The organism is Paragemmobacter ruber (genome assembly GCF_009908315.1).
Taxonomy (GTDB): Bacteria; Pseudomonadota; Alphaproteobacteria; order Rhodobacterales; family Rhodobacteraceae; genus Paragemmobacter; species Paragemmobacter ruber.
Genome location: NZ_JAAATW010000002.1, coordinates 374,068 through 389,554 on the forward strand (window position 1 = coordinate 374,068; position 15,487 = coordinate 389,554).

A 15,487-nucleotide genomic window follows, 5' to 3' on the forward strand; every position below is an offset into this window, starting at 1 on the left:
GGCCCAAGGGGGCGACATCGCCCCACAAGATCGAGACGGAACAGAGAGAACCATGTCCAAAAGCGTTTTGACCGTAGATGACTCGCCTTCCATCCGGCGCATGATCGCGATGACCCTACAGGAGGCGGGCTATGCCGTGACCGAGGCGGTGGATGGGCAGGACGGGTTGACCAAGGCGCTGGCGCAGCCCTTCGACGCGATCATCACCGATCAGAACATGCCCAACATGGATGGGCTGAGCTTCATCCGCGCGCTGCGCCAGCATCCGCAGGGCAAGGGGGTGCCGGTGGTGGTGCTTTCGACCGAATCCGAAGAGGGGCTGAAACAGCAGGCGCGCGAGGCCGGGGCGCTGGGCTGGATGGTGAAGCCCTTCACGCAGGACAAGCTCTTGGCCGTGATCAAGAAGGTAGTGGGCTGATGATGGATGATATGGGTGCCATCTTCCGCGAGGAAGTGCGCGATCTTTTGGAAAGTCTGGAACGCGGTCTGCTGGACCTGAAGGCGCGGCCCGGGGATATGGGGCTGATCAATCAGGTCTTTCGCGATCTGCATACGGTAAAGGGCAGCGGGGCGATGTTCGGGTTCACCGAGCTTGCCGCCTTTATCCATGAGTTCGAGACGGTGTTCGACCGGATCCGATCCGGCGATCTGGCGGCGGGGCCAGATATCCTGCGTCTGGCCCTTGCGGCCAAGGACGAGATCCCGGGTCTGGTCGAGGGTCTGCCCGATCCCGAGGGGCAGCGTGCCGCGATCCTGCAGGGCCTGCGCGCGATCATGGGGGGCGAGGCCGTGGCGGAAGGCCAGGGTGCAGGGGCGGATGAGGCCCCCGTGGCGGTGGGCGAAGGCCCGTCGCGGCTGTGGTTCCGGCTGACGGGGGCGGCCTTGGCGATGGGCGCGCGCCCCGAGATCGTGCTGGACGAGTTGCGCGGGCTGGGTGCCACGCAGGTGGTGGCGGACCTGTCCGATCTGCCGCCGCTGGACCGGCTGGATGTGGAGGCCTGCGCGGTTGGCTGGGCGATGGAGATGCCTGCGGGCGTGACCACGGCGCAGCTTGAGGAGGTGTTCCTTTTCGTCGATGCCGAATGGCGGCTGGAGCCTGCGGTGCAGGCGGCGGCCCCGGTGGCGGTGTCGGCTGTGGCGGCGGCGACAGGCCCCGCGACAGGTGCGGCTGCCCCGGCCGCCCCGGCGGGCGCGGCGGCGCCGGCGGCGCGGGCGGATCAGAACGGCACCACGCTGCGCGTTCCGGCGGAACGGCTGGATGCGCTGATGGATTCGGTGGGCGAATTGGTGATCGTGGAGGCCCGGCTGACCGAGCTTGCGCGCCAGAGCCGCGATCCCGCGCTGATGGCCACGGCAGAGCAGATCACCCGTCTGGCGGGCGGCCTGCGCGATGCGACGATGACGATGCGCATGGTTCCGATGCGGTCGCTCGTCGGGCGTTTCCGGCGGCTGGTGATGGATCTGTCTGACAAGCTGGGCAAGCCGGTGAATTTCTCGGTCATCGGCGAGGAGACGGAACTCGACAAGACCGTGATCGAAAAGCTGGCCGATCCCTTGGTCCATATCCTGCGCAACTCGATCGACCACGGGATGGAGACCCCGGAAGAGCGGGCGGCGACAGAGAAGCCGCGCGAGGGTCTGATCGAGTTGTCGGCGGTCCATGCAGGGGCCGAGGTTCTGATCCGGCTGAGCGATGACGGGCGCGGGATTGATGCCGCCAAGGTGCGCGCCAAGGCGGTGGCCAAGGGGCTGATCGCGGCGGATGCGGTGCTGAGCGATGCGCAAACCTTCGCGCTGATCTTCGAGCCGGGCTTTTCGACATCGGAGCAGGTCACGGAACTGTCGGGGCGTGGCGTGGGGATGGATGTGGTGCGGCGCACCATCGACAGCCTGCGCGGCAGCATCGAGATCGATTCAAAGCCCGGGCGCGGCACGACCGTGACGCTGCGGCTGCCGCTGACGCTGGCCATCATCGAGGGCCTGCTGATCGAGGTGGCGGGCGAGCGCTACACGCTGCCCATGGCCAGCGTGCAGGAGATCGTGGAACTGCCGCCCGAAAAGGCGGTGGCCGAAGGCGCGGCAGAGTTTCTGGATATCCGCGGCCGGTTTGTCCCCTTCCTGCGGCTGCGGCGGCTGTTCGATTGCGCGGGCGAGCCCGGGGCGGCCCAGAACGTGGTGATCGTGCAGTCGGGCGAGGTGCGGGTGGGCATCGTGGTGGACCGGATCGTCGGCACCAACCAGACCGTGATCAAGCAGATGTCGAAGCTGCACGCCGATGTGCGCGCGGTATCGGGGGCCACGATCCTGGGCGATGGGTCGGTCGCGCTGATCCTCGATGTGGCGCATCTGGTGGGGATGGGCCGGGCCTCGGGCGAGGCGGGCGCGCAGATGCGGGAGATGGCGGCATGAGCATGAGCAAGCTGAAATCAGAGCAGACGCTGACGGTGGTGACGCTGACGCTGGGGCGGCAGACGCTGGCCATCCCCACGCGGTTCCTGCGCGAGATCCTCGATCCCCTGCCGGTGACGCGGGTGCCGGGGGCGGGGTCGCAGGTGCCCGGCGTGGTGAATGTGCGCGGGTCGGTGGTGCCGCTGGCCGATCTGGGGCAGGCGCTGGCCATCCCGGACGTGGGACAGGACGACCGCCGCCGCTTTCTGGTGCTGGATGTCGAAGTGGCGGGCGAGGCGGCCACCGTCGCCGTGGCCGCGGATGCGGTGCATGAGGTGACGACGATTGACACGCAGACGATCGAGCCGGTGCCCGCCGCCGCGATCGCATGGCCGCCGGAATTCCTGAGCGGTCTGTACCGGGGGACAGAGGGCTTTGTCCTGCTGCCCGATCTTGGACAGATCTTTTCCAACCTAGCCAACCGGCCGCAGGCCGTTCCGCTCTGAGGGAGCTAATCATGAGACTGACGATCAAGACCAAACTTGTGGCCACCTTCGGCCTTGTCTTCGCGCTTTGGGGTGTATCGACGGGGCTGGCGGTGACGTATCTCGGGAACTCCTACGAACGCTATCAGGAGACGGTGGAGCGTGACATCCCGCAACTGATGACGCTGCAGGATCTGGCGACGCGGTCCAAGGAAGAGCGGTTGACGCTGTCGGAAATCCTGATCGGGCTGCCCAACGCGCCCGAGACCCATATCCCCCGGCTGGAGGCGCTGCTGCTGGAGAGGGCCGAGCAGATCCACGCGCTGGAGGATCAGCTGGCAGCGCAGACGACCGATCCGGCCATTCTGGACCTGCTGGCCCGTTTCGCCACGCTGCATGACGACGGCGAGGCGCTGATGGAGCGCATCAAGGCCGCCGAATTCGCAGGTGACGGCGATACTGCCAATACGCTGTATCATCAGGAACTGGCTGCTACCGGCGAGGAAATCCTGTTGGTGCTGGATCAGATCGAGACGATCGTGAAGAACGTGGTGGTCGAGAACGAGAACACCACGGCCGCGGATTACTATGCCGCCCGGAACACGATGGTTGGGCTGTTTGCCCTGTCGGCGCTGTTTGCGCTGGTGCTGGCGGGCTGGACGCTGATGGCGCTGTCGCGCGGGCTGAAGGCATCGGTCGCGATGGCGGCGGCGATTGCGGACGGGGATCTGCGCCAGTCGCCCGAGGTGCGCGGCAATGACGAGATCGCCGATCTGCTGAAGGCGCAGCGCGCCATGGTCGAAAAGCTGCGCGAGGTGGTCGAGAATGTCTCGGGCGCGGTGCGCAACGTGGCGGCAGGGTCGACGCAGATGGCCTCCACCTCGGAAGAGCTGAGCCAGGGCGCGACGGAGCAGGCCTCGGCGACCGAGGAGAGCTCGGCCGCGGTGGAGCAGATGACGGCGAACATCAAGCAGAGCGCCGAGAACGCGACGCTGACCGAAAAGATGGCGTCGAAATCGGCCGAAGATGCGCGCGCCAGTGGCAAGGCGGTGGCCGATGCGGTGGACGCGATGCAGACCATCGCCGAGCGGATCATGATCGTGCAGGAGATCGCGCGTCAGACCGACCTTCTGGCGCTGAACGCGGCGGTCGAGGCCGCGCGGGCGGGTGAGCATGGGCGCGGCTTTGCCGTGGTGGCGGCCGAGGTGCGCAAGCTGGCCGAACGCAGCCAGCAGGCGGCGGCAGAGATTTCGTCGCTGTCGGCTGCGACGGTGCGCACGGCGGCCAGCGCGGGCGAGATGTTGCAGGGGCTGGTGCCGGATATCGAGAAGACCTCGGCGCTGGTGACCGAAATCTCGGTCGCGTCGCGCGAACTGGCGACGGGGTCGGCCCAGATCAGCCTGTCGATCCAGCAACTGGACAAGGTCACGCAGGAAAACACCGCCGCGTCCGAACAGCTGTCGGCCAGCGCCACGGAACTGGCCAGCCAGGCGGATGCGCTGGCCGAGGCGATCGCCTTCTTCAAGGTTGCAGGCGACTTGGGCGCCACGGCCGAGGTGCGGGCAGAGGCGCCCGTGGTCAAGCCAGCCGTCCGGGTGCGCAGCGCGGGGTCGCGCAGCAGCGATGGCGGGTTCGATTTCGATCTGGGCGATGCGAATGACGATCTCGACCAACATTTCAAGCGCAGCGCGGCCTGAGGAGGCAAGCATGACCGACAGTGCCGATGTCGTCACCTTCAACGCGGATCAGGCGCTTTATGCGGTGCCGGTCAGCCGGGTGCAGGAAATCCTTGACCTGCGCCCGGTGGCGGCGATGCCCAACGCGCCCGCCTATCTGCTGGGGATCATCGACCTGAGGGGCGAGAATATCCCGGTGGTGGACCTGCGCCGCCTGCTGGGGCGGCCCGAGACGGCGGATACGACGCAGAGCCGTATCCTTGTGGTCTGGCTGGCCAAGGGGGCCGAGCGCGCGGTGATCGGGATCAAGACCGACCGCGTGATCGAGGTGACGCGGCTGGACGACGCCGAGGTGAAGCCGCTGACGGAGGCCGAACTGTTGGGCTGGACCGGCAGCGCGGTGGCCGGGATCGGGCGCTGCCGGGGCGAGGTGGTCAGCCTGATCGACCTCGACCGGCTGTTCGACCGGGTTGATCTGGGCGCGCAGGCCCTGGGTGCGCAGGCCTTGGCCGACGTGGCCTGACGGGTTCGGGGCCTGAGGTTTCCAGATGCAGATGGCTGACCATCCCACGCATAGCGACCGGTTCCGGGATCTGATCCGGTCGCTGACAGGCATCAGCCTGCCCCCCAGCAAGGTGATGATGATCGACCAGCGGCTGCGGCGGCGGGTGCTGGCGGCGGGACTGCCCAGCACCGAGGCCTATCTGGAAAAGCTGCTGGGTGGCGCGCTGCCGGATGACGAGTTGCGGCAGGTGATCGACCTGATCACCACCAATACCACCAGCTTCTTCCGCGAGGCCGATCATTTCGATCAGCTGGTGCGGACGATCCTGCCCGAGCGTCTGGGTCATCGGGGGGCGGGCGGTGCGGCGCGGCGGCGGTTCAAGCTGTGGTCGGCGGCCTCGTCCGAAGGGGCAGAGGCTTATACGGCGGCGATGGTGCTGGAAGAGGCGCGGCGGCGGCGCGGGGATTTCGATTTCGCGATCCTCGGCACGGATATCAGCCAGCGGATGCTGGAGCGGGCGGTGGCGGCGGTCTATGCCAACGAACAGCTGTCCACGGTGCCGCGCGATCTGGTGGCGCGGTATTTCCTGCACTCCTCGGCGCCCAGCATGGCGGGCAAGTCGCGCGTGGTGCCCGAATTGCGGGCGCGGGTGCGGTTCCGCCATCTGAACCTGATGGATGCGTCCTATCCGGTGGATCGGGATGTGGACGTGATCCTGTTGCGCAACGTGCTGATCTACTTTGATGCGGGCGACAAGGAAAAGGTTGTCGACCGTCTGGTCGGGCATCTGGCACCCGGCGGCTATCTGATGGTGGGACATGCCGAGAGCATGGTCGTGCGCCATGCACTGCTGCGGCAGATCCGCCCGACGATCTTTCAGAAAGGGGATGCGTGATGACGGGAACGGCGGACCCGGTGCGGGTTCTGATCGTCGATGATTCCACCTCGGCCCGGGCGATGCTGCGGTCGGTCGTCGAAAGCGACCCGGCTCTGCGCGTGTGCGGGGCGGCGCCCGATGCCTTTGCCGCGGCGCGGATGATGCGGGTGGATCTGCCCGACGTGATCCTGCTGGATCTGGAAATGCCGGGGATGGATGGGCTGACCTTCCTGAAGAAGATCATGTCGCAACGCCCGATCCCGGTGGTGGTCTGTTCCGGGCTTACAGCGCGCGGGTCCGAGCAGAGCCTTGCCGCCCTTGAGGCAGGCGCGGTAGAGGTGATCCTGAAGCCGCAGGCGAGCGATGCCGCCGCGCGGGCTGAGGCGGCGCTGCGCATCTGCGACGCGCTGCGCGCAGCCAGCCAGTCGCGCGGGGCGCGCGCGGCGTTGGCGGCGGGGTCGGCGCTGAAGCCGCCGGGGCCGAAACTTTCGCCAGATGAGATGCTGCCGCCGCCCAATCTGGCGCGGGTGGCACCCCTGACCGAACCCATCGTCTGCATCGGATCCTCGACCGGCGGGACCGAGGCGCTGCGCACGATCCTGACCGCGCTGCCGCCAGATGCACCCGCCATCTGCATCGTGCAGCACATGCCTGCGGGCTTTACCGCGGCCTTTGCCAAGCGGCTGGACAGCCTGTGTCAGGTCCGCGTGCGCGAGGCCGTGGATGGCGCGACCGTGACGCAGGGCGAGGTGCTGATCGCGCCGGGCGACCAGCACATGATGCTGCGGCGGCTGCCGTCGGGTTATCGCGTGGTGGTGGCGCCGGGACCGGCCATCAGTCGGCACCGGCCTTCGGTCGATGTGCTGTTCCGGTCGGCGGCCACGGCGGCGGGGGCCAATGCGCTGGGCATCGTGCTGACGGGGATGGGCGATGACGGGGCGCGCTGTCTGGGCGAGATGAAGGCGGCGGGGGCGCTGACCGTGGCGCAGGACGAGGCGACATCGGTGGTCTACGGGATGCCGCGCGAGGCGGTGCGTATGGGCAGCGCGATGCAGTCGCTGGCGCTGGAGAAGATGGCGGCGGCGATCATGGGCTTTGCCCGCCGCCACAGGACGGGGGTGCAGGCAGGATGAGCATGGGCATGGCCGCAAAGGGACCGCTGGCCCGCGTGCTGCGGATCACGGAGGAAAGCTTTGTCACGGCGGGGGACAGTCTGGCCGCCGGGATCGACACGTTACGCGCGACCGAGGGGCAGTTCGCCCGCCTGGATCATGCGCTGGGCGACGAGGCCGGGGCGGAACTGGCGCGGCTGATCGCCCAGACCTTCGGCAACATGGAGGTGATCCGCGCCGATTTCGACGGCTTCGCCCGGCACAGCGATGCCCTGCGCGCCGCTGTGCGGCGGGTGCGGGTGGAAGTGGGCGAGTTGGACCGCGTGGTGCGCACGATTTCGAACGTGTCGATCAACGCCCGCATCCAGGGCAACGGTCTGGTGCCGCCGCGCCCGCAGGTGAATTCGTTCATCGAACGGCTGGCAGGCATGTCGTCCGAGGCGGAAACGATCCTGCAAGAGGTGAAGGATGCCATGGGCGGCATCGGGCAGGACATGGGCGCGATGGAGGCCGCGCTGCAGGACCTGCGGCAGGAATTGCTGCAACGGGTGCTGCCCGCTTTGAGCCGCTTTGCCGCCATCGCGCAGCGCGTGCAGGACGGCCGGGCCGAGATGACGCGGATGAGCGCGGAACTGGCGGCGCGGATGAAGGCGATCTTTTCCGAAGTGTCCCGTCTGGTGACCGCACTGCAGACGGGTGATTCGACGCGCCAGCGGCTGGAGCGGGTGGAAGAGGTGCTGGGGGCCGCGATCCCGCCGGTGGATGCGGCGCTGGAGGCGGTGCTGGTGGATCTGGCGCGCGCGCTGGCCTTGGCCGCGCGCGACGAGGCCGATGCCGAGATCGGCATATCCGTCGCCGCGCTGGACGAGGTGCGCACGCGGGCCGCGCAGGCCATGCAGGCGGCGCGGCAGTTCTACTTCGCGCAGGCGGGTGGTGACGGGGCCGGTCGGACGGCGGGCGATGCCGAGGGGCTGGAGGCCAGTCTGGCGCGGGTGCGGCGGCATCTGGTGGGGATGCGCGAGCGGGCCGATACGCTGGGCGGGCGGCTGGATCTGATCCTGCGGCACGAGGCGACGATCCGCCAGATCGCGCAGCAGGTGCGGCTGTCGGGGCTGAATGCGGTGCTGATCTGCGCCAAGCTGGGCGAAGAGGGCCGGTCGCTGCGCGAATTGGCGCAATGGTTGCGGATGCTGACGGATGAAAGCGATGCCATCGTGCAGCGCCTGCAGGTCAATCTGGCCGAGACGCGCAGCCACACGCATGAGGCGGGGCAGGCGGGCGTGGACCGGCTGGAACAGGCGCTGTCGGGCTTCATCGGCGATGCCGAGGCGCTGAACCGGGCGATGGGGGCCATCGGCGCGGTGGTTGCAGAGACGGCGCAGGGTTTCGATGCGGCGGGGCGGGAATTGCCCGCGCGGCTGGGGCAGGCGGCGGCGCGTCTGGGCGAGTTCCGCGAGGCCTTGGGCGATGTGGCGCGTCTGGGCACGTCGCTGGGTCTGCGGCGGCTGATGCTGCCCGATCCTGCGTTGCCCTTTGCGCCCGAGGATGCGGCGACGGCGGTGCTGGCCCGTTTGCGCGGGCGCTGCACCATGCAGGCCGAGCGCGACATCTTCGACCGGATCACGGGCGCGGGGCTGGCTGCGCGGCCCATGACGGCACCCATGACGGCACCTGTGACGGCCGCCACGGGGGGGGAAGACGCGCCCGCCGCACCGGCAGCCCCGGCGAAGGAAGAGGATCTGCTGGACGATATCTTCTTCTGACGCCCTGCCGGCTGGGCCGGTCCCACTGTCAGGCGCGGGCGGGCGTGTCGAGGAAGATGCGCACCGTTTCCTCGAACTCGCGCGGTTTTTCGGCGTGCAGCCAATGCCCGGCATCGGGGATGCGGGCAAAGCGCGCGGCGGGGAAATGGGCGCGGATCGTGTCGCGGTGTTCGGGGCGGACATAGTGGCTGTTGGCCCCGGTCAGGAACAGGGCGGGGCGGTCGAACTGGCCTTGGGTGCCGGGCCAGCCCACGATCTTTGGCATCTCGGCCTCTAGCACATCGAGGTTGAGCCGCCAGCGCGGGCCGTCGGAGGCGCGGAAATCCAGCGATTGCAGGAAGAAGGCGCGCAGGGCCGGATCGTCGATGCGGGTGGCGAGGGCGGCGTCAGCCTCGGCCCGGGTGGCGATGCGGGTGAGGTCGAGCGCCCGCATCGCATCGACGTTGCGGTTCTGGTCGTGGGTATAGGCGACAGGGGCGATGTCGGCCACGACGAGGCGGCGGATCAGGTCGCCCTGCGTGAGGGCCAGCTGCATGGCGGCCTTGCCGCCCATGGAATGGCCCAAAAGATCGACGGGCGCGCCGATATGGGCAATCACCTCGGCCAGATCGGCGGCTAGATCGGGATAGCCGTGGCTGGCGGCGCGGGGGCTGTCGCCATGGTTGCGCATGTCCACGGCATGGACATCGCGGATATCGGCCAGACGACGCGCGATCACGCCCCAGTTGCGGCCCGAACCGAACAGGCCATGGGCGATGACGAGGGGGGCCTGGGTCGGGGTCTGGCTTGCGGGGTGGTGGATCAGGTTCAGCATTGTTTCCCGTTTCAACCCCGTCCGTTTCCGGACGAGCGCTTTTTCCGCCCCTTTCTTGCCGCTATCCTGCCACAATCCGTTAAGGGGTGTGAAATGTCTGCCATCGCCATCATCATCCTGCAGAAGGCCAACCGTATCTCGCAGTTGCTTGAGGAACAGCTTGGCGTCAATGGGACGTCGCTTGAGGCGCGGCTGGGCCGGGCCGGGCGGATGCTGCCTGCAGAGGTGCGTCAGGCCGGGTGGCGCATCGTCATGGCCGAGCGCAAGGCGCGGGTCGGCGACATGACCGAGATCGACGAATACAGCTTTGACGACGACTATCGCACCTGCCTGCGCCACTTGCAGGCGATCACGCCCGGCCTGCCGCCCGTGCGCAGCGCGCTGCAAAGCGGGCTGACCTTGGTGTTGTCGGGACTGCTGATCTATGTCGGGCTGGCCTTCGCCGGGGTGATCTGAGTGGGCATCTGACCCCCACGCAATTGGACATTCGTGGCAGAGCCGCCGCGCCGCTGAGGAAGAAATCCAGACCGGCACGCTGATTGTCTGCGATGCCCTAGAAGAGTTTGAGGGGACAGACAGGATCGAAGCGGATATCGTCAATGGCAAAGCCATGCAGATCATATCCTTGCAGAAGAATTCCCGCGATTTGCGCTTCTGCCTGACCTGCCTGCATGTACCCTATTTCAATTGGACCTTCTGGATTGCGATTTCGCATGAATGAAGCAATCTGGCGTGCGTCGTCCGTGTAGAAACGTATGTTGAGGGATCCTTCGGATTTTCCCCTGAGAACCGAGTCAGCGACGTTCTTGTAACGTGACATGCCATCAATCGCGGTGCGAAAGGCGACAAAGCAAACCGGGGGATCAAAGCGGATTGCGATCGTACCGCGCCCGAGGACCCGGCCCGATCTTGTTCCTATGGACGGTCCGATCCCATGCAGCGCCGTCGATCCCCAATGACCGTCCCATTCGGTTGTAAGCGATGGCGTACCCATGGAGGAGGAAGCTGAAAGCGGAGTATCAGGTTCCGCTGTTTCGAGGATATAGCGCCAGTCAAGCAATTCATCCTGCCTGCGCGAAATGGATTGGCCTTCAAAATGTTGTCCAAACGCCACGCCGTTTCCGAGTTTCAGGACAGACCCAGTCATGGGCGCGCCCTCAAAATCAATCACATCGGTCGTGAATTCCTCAACTTCCTTGTAGGGTATTTCAGTGATTGAGAAGCTTTCCGCAAGAACCGGCAGCGGTGATAACATGAGGAAGAAAACTGCCATTCTGGACATGGCGTCAGCATGTCAGCAGATAAGCCGTTGTCAAAACAAATTAATGCTGGTCGCTTTTGTCGCGAGCGGATTGCGCATAAAAAGTTAAATTTTGGTTATCAGCGGCAATACAGTTTTCAAAGAACGAAAGTATGGAATGGAAATAGTTGTGGTGTCAGAGGGCGAACAGTTCGCCCGCCCTCTGCCTATATTTTCTCTTACAGCCCCGGATAGATCGGGAACTGCTGGCAGAGCGCCTCGACCTCGGCCTTCACCTTGGCCTCGACCGCGGCGTTGCCGTCTTCGCCATTGGCGGCAAGGCCATCGACGACCTCGGTGATCCAGCGGCCGATCTGGCGGAATTCGCCTTCACCAAAGCCGCGCGTCGTGCCTGCGGGGGTGCCCAGTCGAACGCCGGAGGTGATGGTGGGCTTTTCGGTGTCAAACGGGATGCCGTTCTTGTTGCAGGTGATGTGGGCGCGGCCCAGTGCCTTTTCGGTGGCGTTGCCCTTCACGCTCTTGGGGCGCAGGTCCACCAGCATCAGATGCGTGTCCGTCCCGCCGGTGACGATGTCGAGCCCGCCCTTCATCAACTCATCCGCCAGCGCCTTGGCATTGGCGATGACCTGCTTCTGATAGGTGATGAAGCCGGGTTGCAGCGCCTCGCCAAAGGCCACGGCCTTGGCGGCGATCACATGCATCAGCGGGCCGCCCTGAATGCCCGGGAAGATGGCCGAGTTGAACTTTTTCGCCAGCGCTTCATCGTCCGTCAGGATCATGCCGCCGCGCGGCCCGCGCAGGGTTTTGTGCGTGGTGGTGGTGGCGACATGGGCATGCGGGAAGGGCGAGGGGTAGAGGCCCGCCGCCACGAGGCCCGCGAAATGCGCCATGTCCACAAGGAGATAGGCGCCGACGCTGTCGGCAATCTCGCGCATCTTCTTGAAGTCGATCACGCGCGGGATGGCCGAGCCACCGGCGATGATCAGCTTGGGCTTGTGCTCGGCCGCCAGTTCCGCGACCTGATCATAGTTCAGTTCAAGGTCCTGCTTGCGCACGCCGTACTGGATGGCCTTGAACCACTTGCCCGACTGGTTGGGCGCCGCGCCATGCGTCAGGTGGCCACCCGCATCGAGCGACATGCCCAGGATCGTGTCGCCGGGCTGCAGCAGGGCCTGGAATACGCCCTGGTTGGCCTGCGAACCCGAGTTCGGCTGAACATTGGCAAAGCCGCACTTGAACAGCTTGCAGGCGCGTTCGATGGCGAGGTTTTCCGCGATATCCACATATTGGCAACCGCCGTAATAGCGTTTGCCGGGATAGCCTTCGGCATATTTGTTGGTCATGACCGACCCCTGCGCCTCCATCACGGCGCGGGATACGATGTTTTCAGAGGCGATCAGTTCGATCTCGTGCCGCTGGCGGCCAAGCTCCTTGGTGATCGCGCCGAACAGTTCGGCATCGCGGATGGCAAGCGGTTCGGTAAAGAATCCGGTGTCGCGGTGGGGGGCGTTCATGGGCTCTCCTCATGGCGGAACTGTGCGGGCTTGGGTTGCAGATAGCGCAATGGGGACCGTGCGGGAAGGCAGGAAAACGACCTCAATCAAGGCCGCTGCGAAATAAATGTGCGGATCGGAACGGATGGGTCGGATCGGAAAGCCGGGGCCGGAGCCCCGTGCGGGGTTGAGTTTGCCGCGTCCCGCCCGCAAGGATGGTGCGGCGCGGGCGGCGCGCGAGGGGGGGATTCCCGATGGATTTTAGACGGATAGCCTTTACCGCCTCGTCCGCGCCGGCGGCTGTAGAGGCCTTGCGCGTACTGACGGCGCGCTATGGACAGGTGGCGCTGGAGGCGGCGGATGTGGTCGTGGCGCTGGGGGGCGACGGTTTCATGTTGCAGACCCTGCACGAGACGCAGGCGATGGCGCTGCCGGTCTATGGGATGAATTGCGGGACCATCGGGTTCCTGATGAACGCCTATCAGCCGGGCGATCTGCCAGAGCGTCTGGCCGCGGCAGAGGAGGCGGGGATCAACCCCTTGCGGATGCGCGCGGTGGATGTCGAGGGCGCGGTGCATGAGGCGCTGGCCATCAACGAGGTGAGCCTGCTGCGCGCCGGGCCGCAGGCGGCGAAGCTGCGCGTCAGCGTGGATGGCCGGGTGCGGATGGAAGAGCTGGTCTGCGACGGGGCGCTGGTGGCGACGCCTGCGGGATCGACGGCGTACAACTATTCGGCACATGGGCCTATCCTGCCCATCGGGGCGGATGTGCTGGCGCTGACGGCCATGGCGGCGTTCCGGCCGCGGCGCTGGCGGGGCGCCTTGATACCCAAGGCGGCGGTGGTGCGGTTCGAGGTGTTGGAGGCGGCAAAGCGGCCGGTGATGGCGGATGCCGACAGCCGGGGATCGGTGCGCGCGGTGGCGAGCGTGGAAGTGCGGTCAGAGCCTGCGGTACGGCATCGCATCCTGTTCGATCCGGGGCATGGGCTGGAAGAGCGGCTGATCAACGAACAGTTCGTCTAAGTTCATGCGGACGCTGGGTTAATACGGCGGAATGGACGTTTCTGGACGTGCCGGGCGGCATGCAGCGCGGCGTGCAGACGGGCGTGCATACGCGCGGTCGCGAAAGCTGCCGTTAATCGCGCCATTTGGGGGGGCACGTCGGCGCGCGGCGTATTGCCGCTTGATCCGTGCGGCGCGGCGCGTTAGCGCTGCCGCCATGGTATTGGCGCGGTTTCCCTGGCTGCTGCGGGCCGTGATGGCCCTGACCTTGGCCCTTGGTCTGGCCGGGGCAGGTGCGGCGCATCGGCCGCTGGAGCGGCCCGAAGCGGCGGCGGCCTTGGCAGCCTTTGTCGCGGCGGGCGGGTCGCTTGCAGATCTGTGCCACGAAGGCAGCGAGACCGGGCATGGTGACCATGGCCAGATCGAATGTCCGGCCTGCGTGCTGCAAAAGGGGATGGCCGCCCTGGCGGCCACCGCCCGGGTCCTGCCTGCGCCGATGCGGCTTGTCGAAACACTGGGCCCCGCAGTCGGGCGCAACCATGCAGACCTGCGGTCCAGCCATCGCCCCCCGGTGCGGGGGCCGCCCGTTTTCCTTCTTTCCTGACCCGATCTTTCAGGCTGCCGCGCGGTGCGGCGGCCGGTTCATGGACAAGGAGGAACCAAGATGGTTTCCACGACGGAAGATGTCGCCCGGACGGCGACGGAGCGGCGGTACTTCACGGTATGGCGCTGGCATTTCTACAGTTCTCTTTACGTGTTTCCCTTCCTGATCATGCTGGCGGTGACCGGCCTGATCATGTTGTGGATATCGGCGATGACCGAGATCAACGGCGAACGGACGGCGGTTGTGCCGGGGACGGCGCCGCTGGCGGTATCGGCGCTGGAGGCGGCGGCAGAGGCGGCCGTGCCGGGCGGTGTGGCCGCCACCTATATCGAGCCGCGCGGGGCGGATCGCGTCGCGGTGTTTCAGGTGACGGGCGAGGCCGGGGATGTGACCGTCCTCGTGAACCCCTACACGGCCGAGGTGGTGCAGACCTTCCCCTGGCGCGCAGGGTGGTATGACTTTGCGACCGAAATTCACGGCACGCTGCTGATCGGGGATCTGGGCGATTGGCTGATCGAGGCCGCAGCGTCGCTGGGTGTGATCATGGTGGTGACCGGGGTCTGGCTGCACTGGCCGCGGCGCAGCGGCACATGGCGCGCGGCGCTGTTGCCGAAGCTCACCCTTTCGTCGCGCGGGGCGTGGAAGGCGCTGCATGGTGCGGTGGGGATGTGGATGTCGGCGATCCTGCTGGTGTTTCTGATTTCCGGCCTGAGCTGGGCGGGCATCTGGGGCGGTAAGATGGTGCAGGCCTGGTCCACCTTTCCGGCAGAGAAGTGGGATGCGGTGCCGCTGTCGGACAAGACCCATGCCGATATGAATCATGGCGCGGCGAAAGAGGTGCCTTGGGGGCTGGAGCAGACGCCCCTGCCGGAAAGCGGATCAGCCGCCGGCGCGGCCGCTGTGGACGGGACCGTGACGATCGACAGTGTGGTGGCCTATGCGCGGGGCCTGGGGTTCAACGGGCGCTTCCAGCTGGCCCTGCCCGGGGATGCGACCGGGGTCTGGACGATCAGCCATGACAGCATGTCGAATGACGGGCCGGACCCGAGCGCGGATCGGACGATCCATATCGACCAGTACACAGGCAACGTGCTGGCCGATGTGGGCTATGCCGACTATTCGCCCTGGGCCAAGGCGATGGCCTATGGCATCGCCTTCCATGAGGGTGACATGGGGGTGTGGAACCTGGCGCTGAACACGGTGTTCTGCCTGTCGATGATCTTCCTGCCCGTGTCGGGGCTGGTGATGTGGTGGAAGCGGCGGCCCGAGGGGGCCTTCCGCCTTGCCGCGCCGCCTGCGCCCAAGGGGCAGGCCGTCTGGTGGGGGGCGGCGGCTCTGATTGTGGTGCTGGGCGTGGCCTTCCCGCTTGGGGGCGTGGCGATCGCGGCGGTGATCGTGCTGGATCTTCTGCTGCTGCGGCAGGTGCCTGCCTTGCGGCGGGTCCTGTCGTGAGGCCGGCGTAGGATGGGCAATGCTGCCCATCCTACCTTGCATGGTGCGTAGGATGG

The 15,487-nt window shown here is 66.7% G+C and carries 15 protein-coding genes; 12 read left to right on the forward strand and 3 right to left on the reverse strand.

What is annotated here, in order from left to right; translation table 11 throughout:
- Window positions 1-52: 52 nt before the first annotated feature.
- Genes GU920_RS10190 through GU920_RS10225 form a run of 8 tightly spaced genes read left to right on the forward strand, consistent with a single transcriptional unit; the run spans window position 53 to window position 8,806 of the window.
- Window positions 53-418, forward strand: coding sequence for a response regulator (locus tag GU920_RS10190; protein WP_161766913.1), 366 nt, complete (start codon window positions 53-55; stop codon window positions 416-418).
- Complete coding sequence (locus tag GU920_RS10195) at window positions 418-2,409, forward strand: chemotaxis protein CheA (RefSeq protein ID WP_235933218.1); 1,992 nt, start codon at window positions 418-420, stop codon at window positions 2,407-2,409. Before GU920_RS10190 ends, GU920_RS10195 begins: the two co-directional genes overlap by 1 nt.
- Entirely contained in the window at window positions 2,406-2,894 is a 489-nt protein-coding gene (locus GU920_RS10200) for a chemotaxis protein CheW (protein ID WP_161766914.1), read from the forward strand. The genes GU920_RS10195 and GU920_RS10200 overlap by 4 nt, the downstream gene beginning before the upstream one ends.
- A gap of 11 nt (window positions 2,895-2,905) precedes the next feature.
- Window positions 2,906-4,570, forward strand: a complete 1,665-nt coding sequence (locus tag GU920_RS10205; protein ID WP_161766915.1) for a methyl-accepting chemotaxis protein — start codon at window positions 2,906-2,908, stop codon at window positions 4,568-4,570.
- Window positions 4,571-4,580: 10 nt separating this feature from the next.
- On the forward strand, window positions 4,581-5,072 hold the full coding sequence (locus tag GU920_RS10210) for a chemotaxis protein CheW (RefSeq protein ID WP_235933219.1): 492 nt from the start codon (window positions 4,581-4,583) through the stop codon (window positions 5,070-5,072).
- 31 nt (window positions 5,073-5,103) lie between these two features.
- On the forward strand, window positions 5,104-5,949 hold the full coding sequence (locus tag GU920_RS10215; protein WP_235933221.1) for a CheR family methyltransferase: 846 nt from the start codon (window positions 5,104-5,106) through the stop codon (window positions 5,947-5,949).
- Window positions 5,946-7,064: a protein-glutamate methylesterase/protein-glutamine glutaminase gene (locus GU920_RS10220; protein ID WP_394351554.1), complete on the forward strand. Its 1,119-nt coding sequence runs from the start codon at window positions 5,946-5,948 to the stop codon at window positions 7,062-7,064. Before GU920_RS10215 ends, GU920_RS10220 begins: the two co-directional genes overlap by 4 nt.
- Before the next feature lie 8 nt (window positions 7,065-7,072).
- Window positions 7,073-8,806, forward strand: a complete 1,734-nt coding sequence (locus GU920_RS10225; RefSeq protein ID WP_161766919.1) for a hypothetical protein — start codon at window positions 7,073-7,075, stop codon at window positions 8,804-8,806.
- Between the two features lie 28 nt (window positions 8,807-8,834).
- Here GU920_RS10225 and GU920_RS10230 read toward each other — a convergent pair whose 3' ends face one another.
- Window positions 8,835-9,620: an alpha/beta fold hydrolase gene (locus GU920_RS10230; RefSeq protein WP_161766920.1), complete on the reverse strand. Its 786-nt coding sequence runs from the start codon at window positions 9,618-9,620 to the stop codon at window positions 8,835-8,837.
- 93 nt (window positions 9,621-9,713) lie between these two features.
- On the opposite strand from GU920_RS10230, the gene GU920_RS10235 reads away from it, so the two are divergent.
- Window positions 9,714-10,076, forward strand: a complete 363-nt coding sequence (locus tag GU920_RS10235; RefSeq protein WP_161766921.1) for a hypothetical protein — start codon at window positions 9,714-9,716, stop codon at window positions 10,074-10,076.
- A 97-nt stretch (window positions 10,077-10,173) separates the two neighbouring features.
- On the opposite strand, the gene GU920_RS10240 is transcribed toward GU920_RS10235, so the two are convergent.
- Together GU920_RS10240 and glyA are read right to left on the reverse strand one after the other, a co-directional pair.
- Window positions 10,174-10,893 carry a hypothetical protein gene (locus GU920_RS10240; RefSeq protein ID WP_161766922.1) on the reverse strand — a complete coding sequence of 240 codons (720 nt, stop codon included), beginning with the start codon at window positions 10,891-10,893 and terminating at the stop codon, window positions 10,174-10,176.
- A gap of 206 nt (window positions 10,894-11,099) precedes the next feature.
- Complete coding sequence (glyA, locus tag GU920_RS10245; RefSeq protein ID WP_161766923.1) at window positions 11,100-12,395, reverse strand: serine hydroxymethyltransferase; 1,296 nt, start codon at window positions 12,393-12,395, stop codon at window positions 11,100-11,102.
- Window positions 12,396-12,628: 233 nt separating this feature from the next.
- Between glyA and GU920_RS10250 the strand changes: the two genes are divergently transcribed.
- The 3 genes from GU920_RS10250 (at window position 12,629) to GU920_RS10260 (ending at window position 15,431) form a co-directional block, all read left to right on the forward strand.
- Window positions 12,629-13,396 carry an NAD kinase gene (locus tag GU920_RS10250; RefSeq protein ID WP_161766924.1) on the forward strand — a complete coding sequence of 256 codons (768 nt, stop codon included), beginning with the start codon at window positions 12,629-12,631 and terminating at the stop codon, window positions 13,394-13,396.
- A 196-nt stretch (window positions 13,397-13,592) separates the two neighbouring features.
- Complete coding sequence (locus tag GU920_RS10255; RefSeq protein WP_161766925.1) at window positions 13,593-13,979, forward strand: hypothetical protein; 387 nt, start codon at window positions 13,593-13,595, stop codon at window positions 13,977-13,979.
- A 60-nt stretch (window positions 13,980-14,039) separates the two neighbouring features.
- Window positions 14,040-15,431, forward strand: a complete 1,392-nt coding sequence (locus tag GU920_RS10260) for a PepSY-associated TM helix domain-containing protein (RefSeq protein ID WP_161766926.1) — start codon at window positions 14,040-14,042, stop codon at window positions 15,429-15,431.
- Window positions 15,432-15,487: the final 56 nt, after the last annotated feature.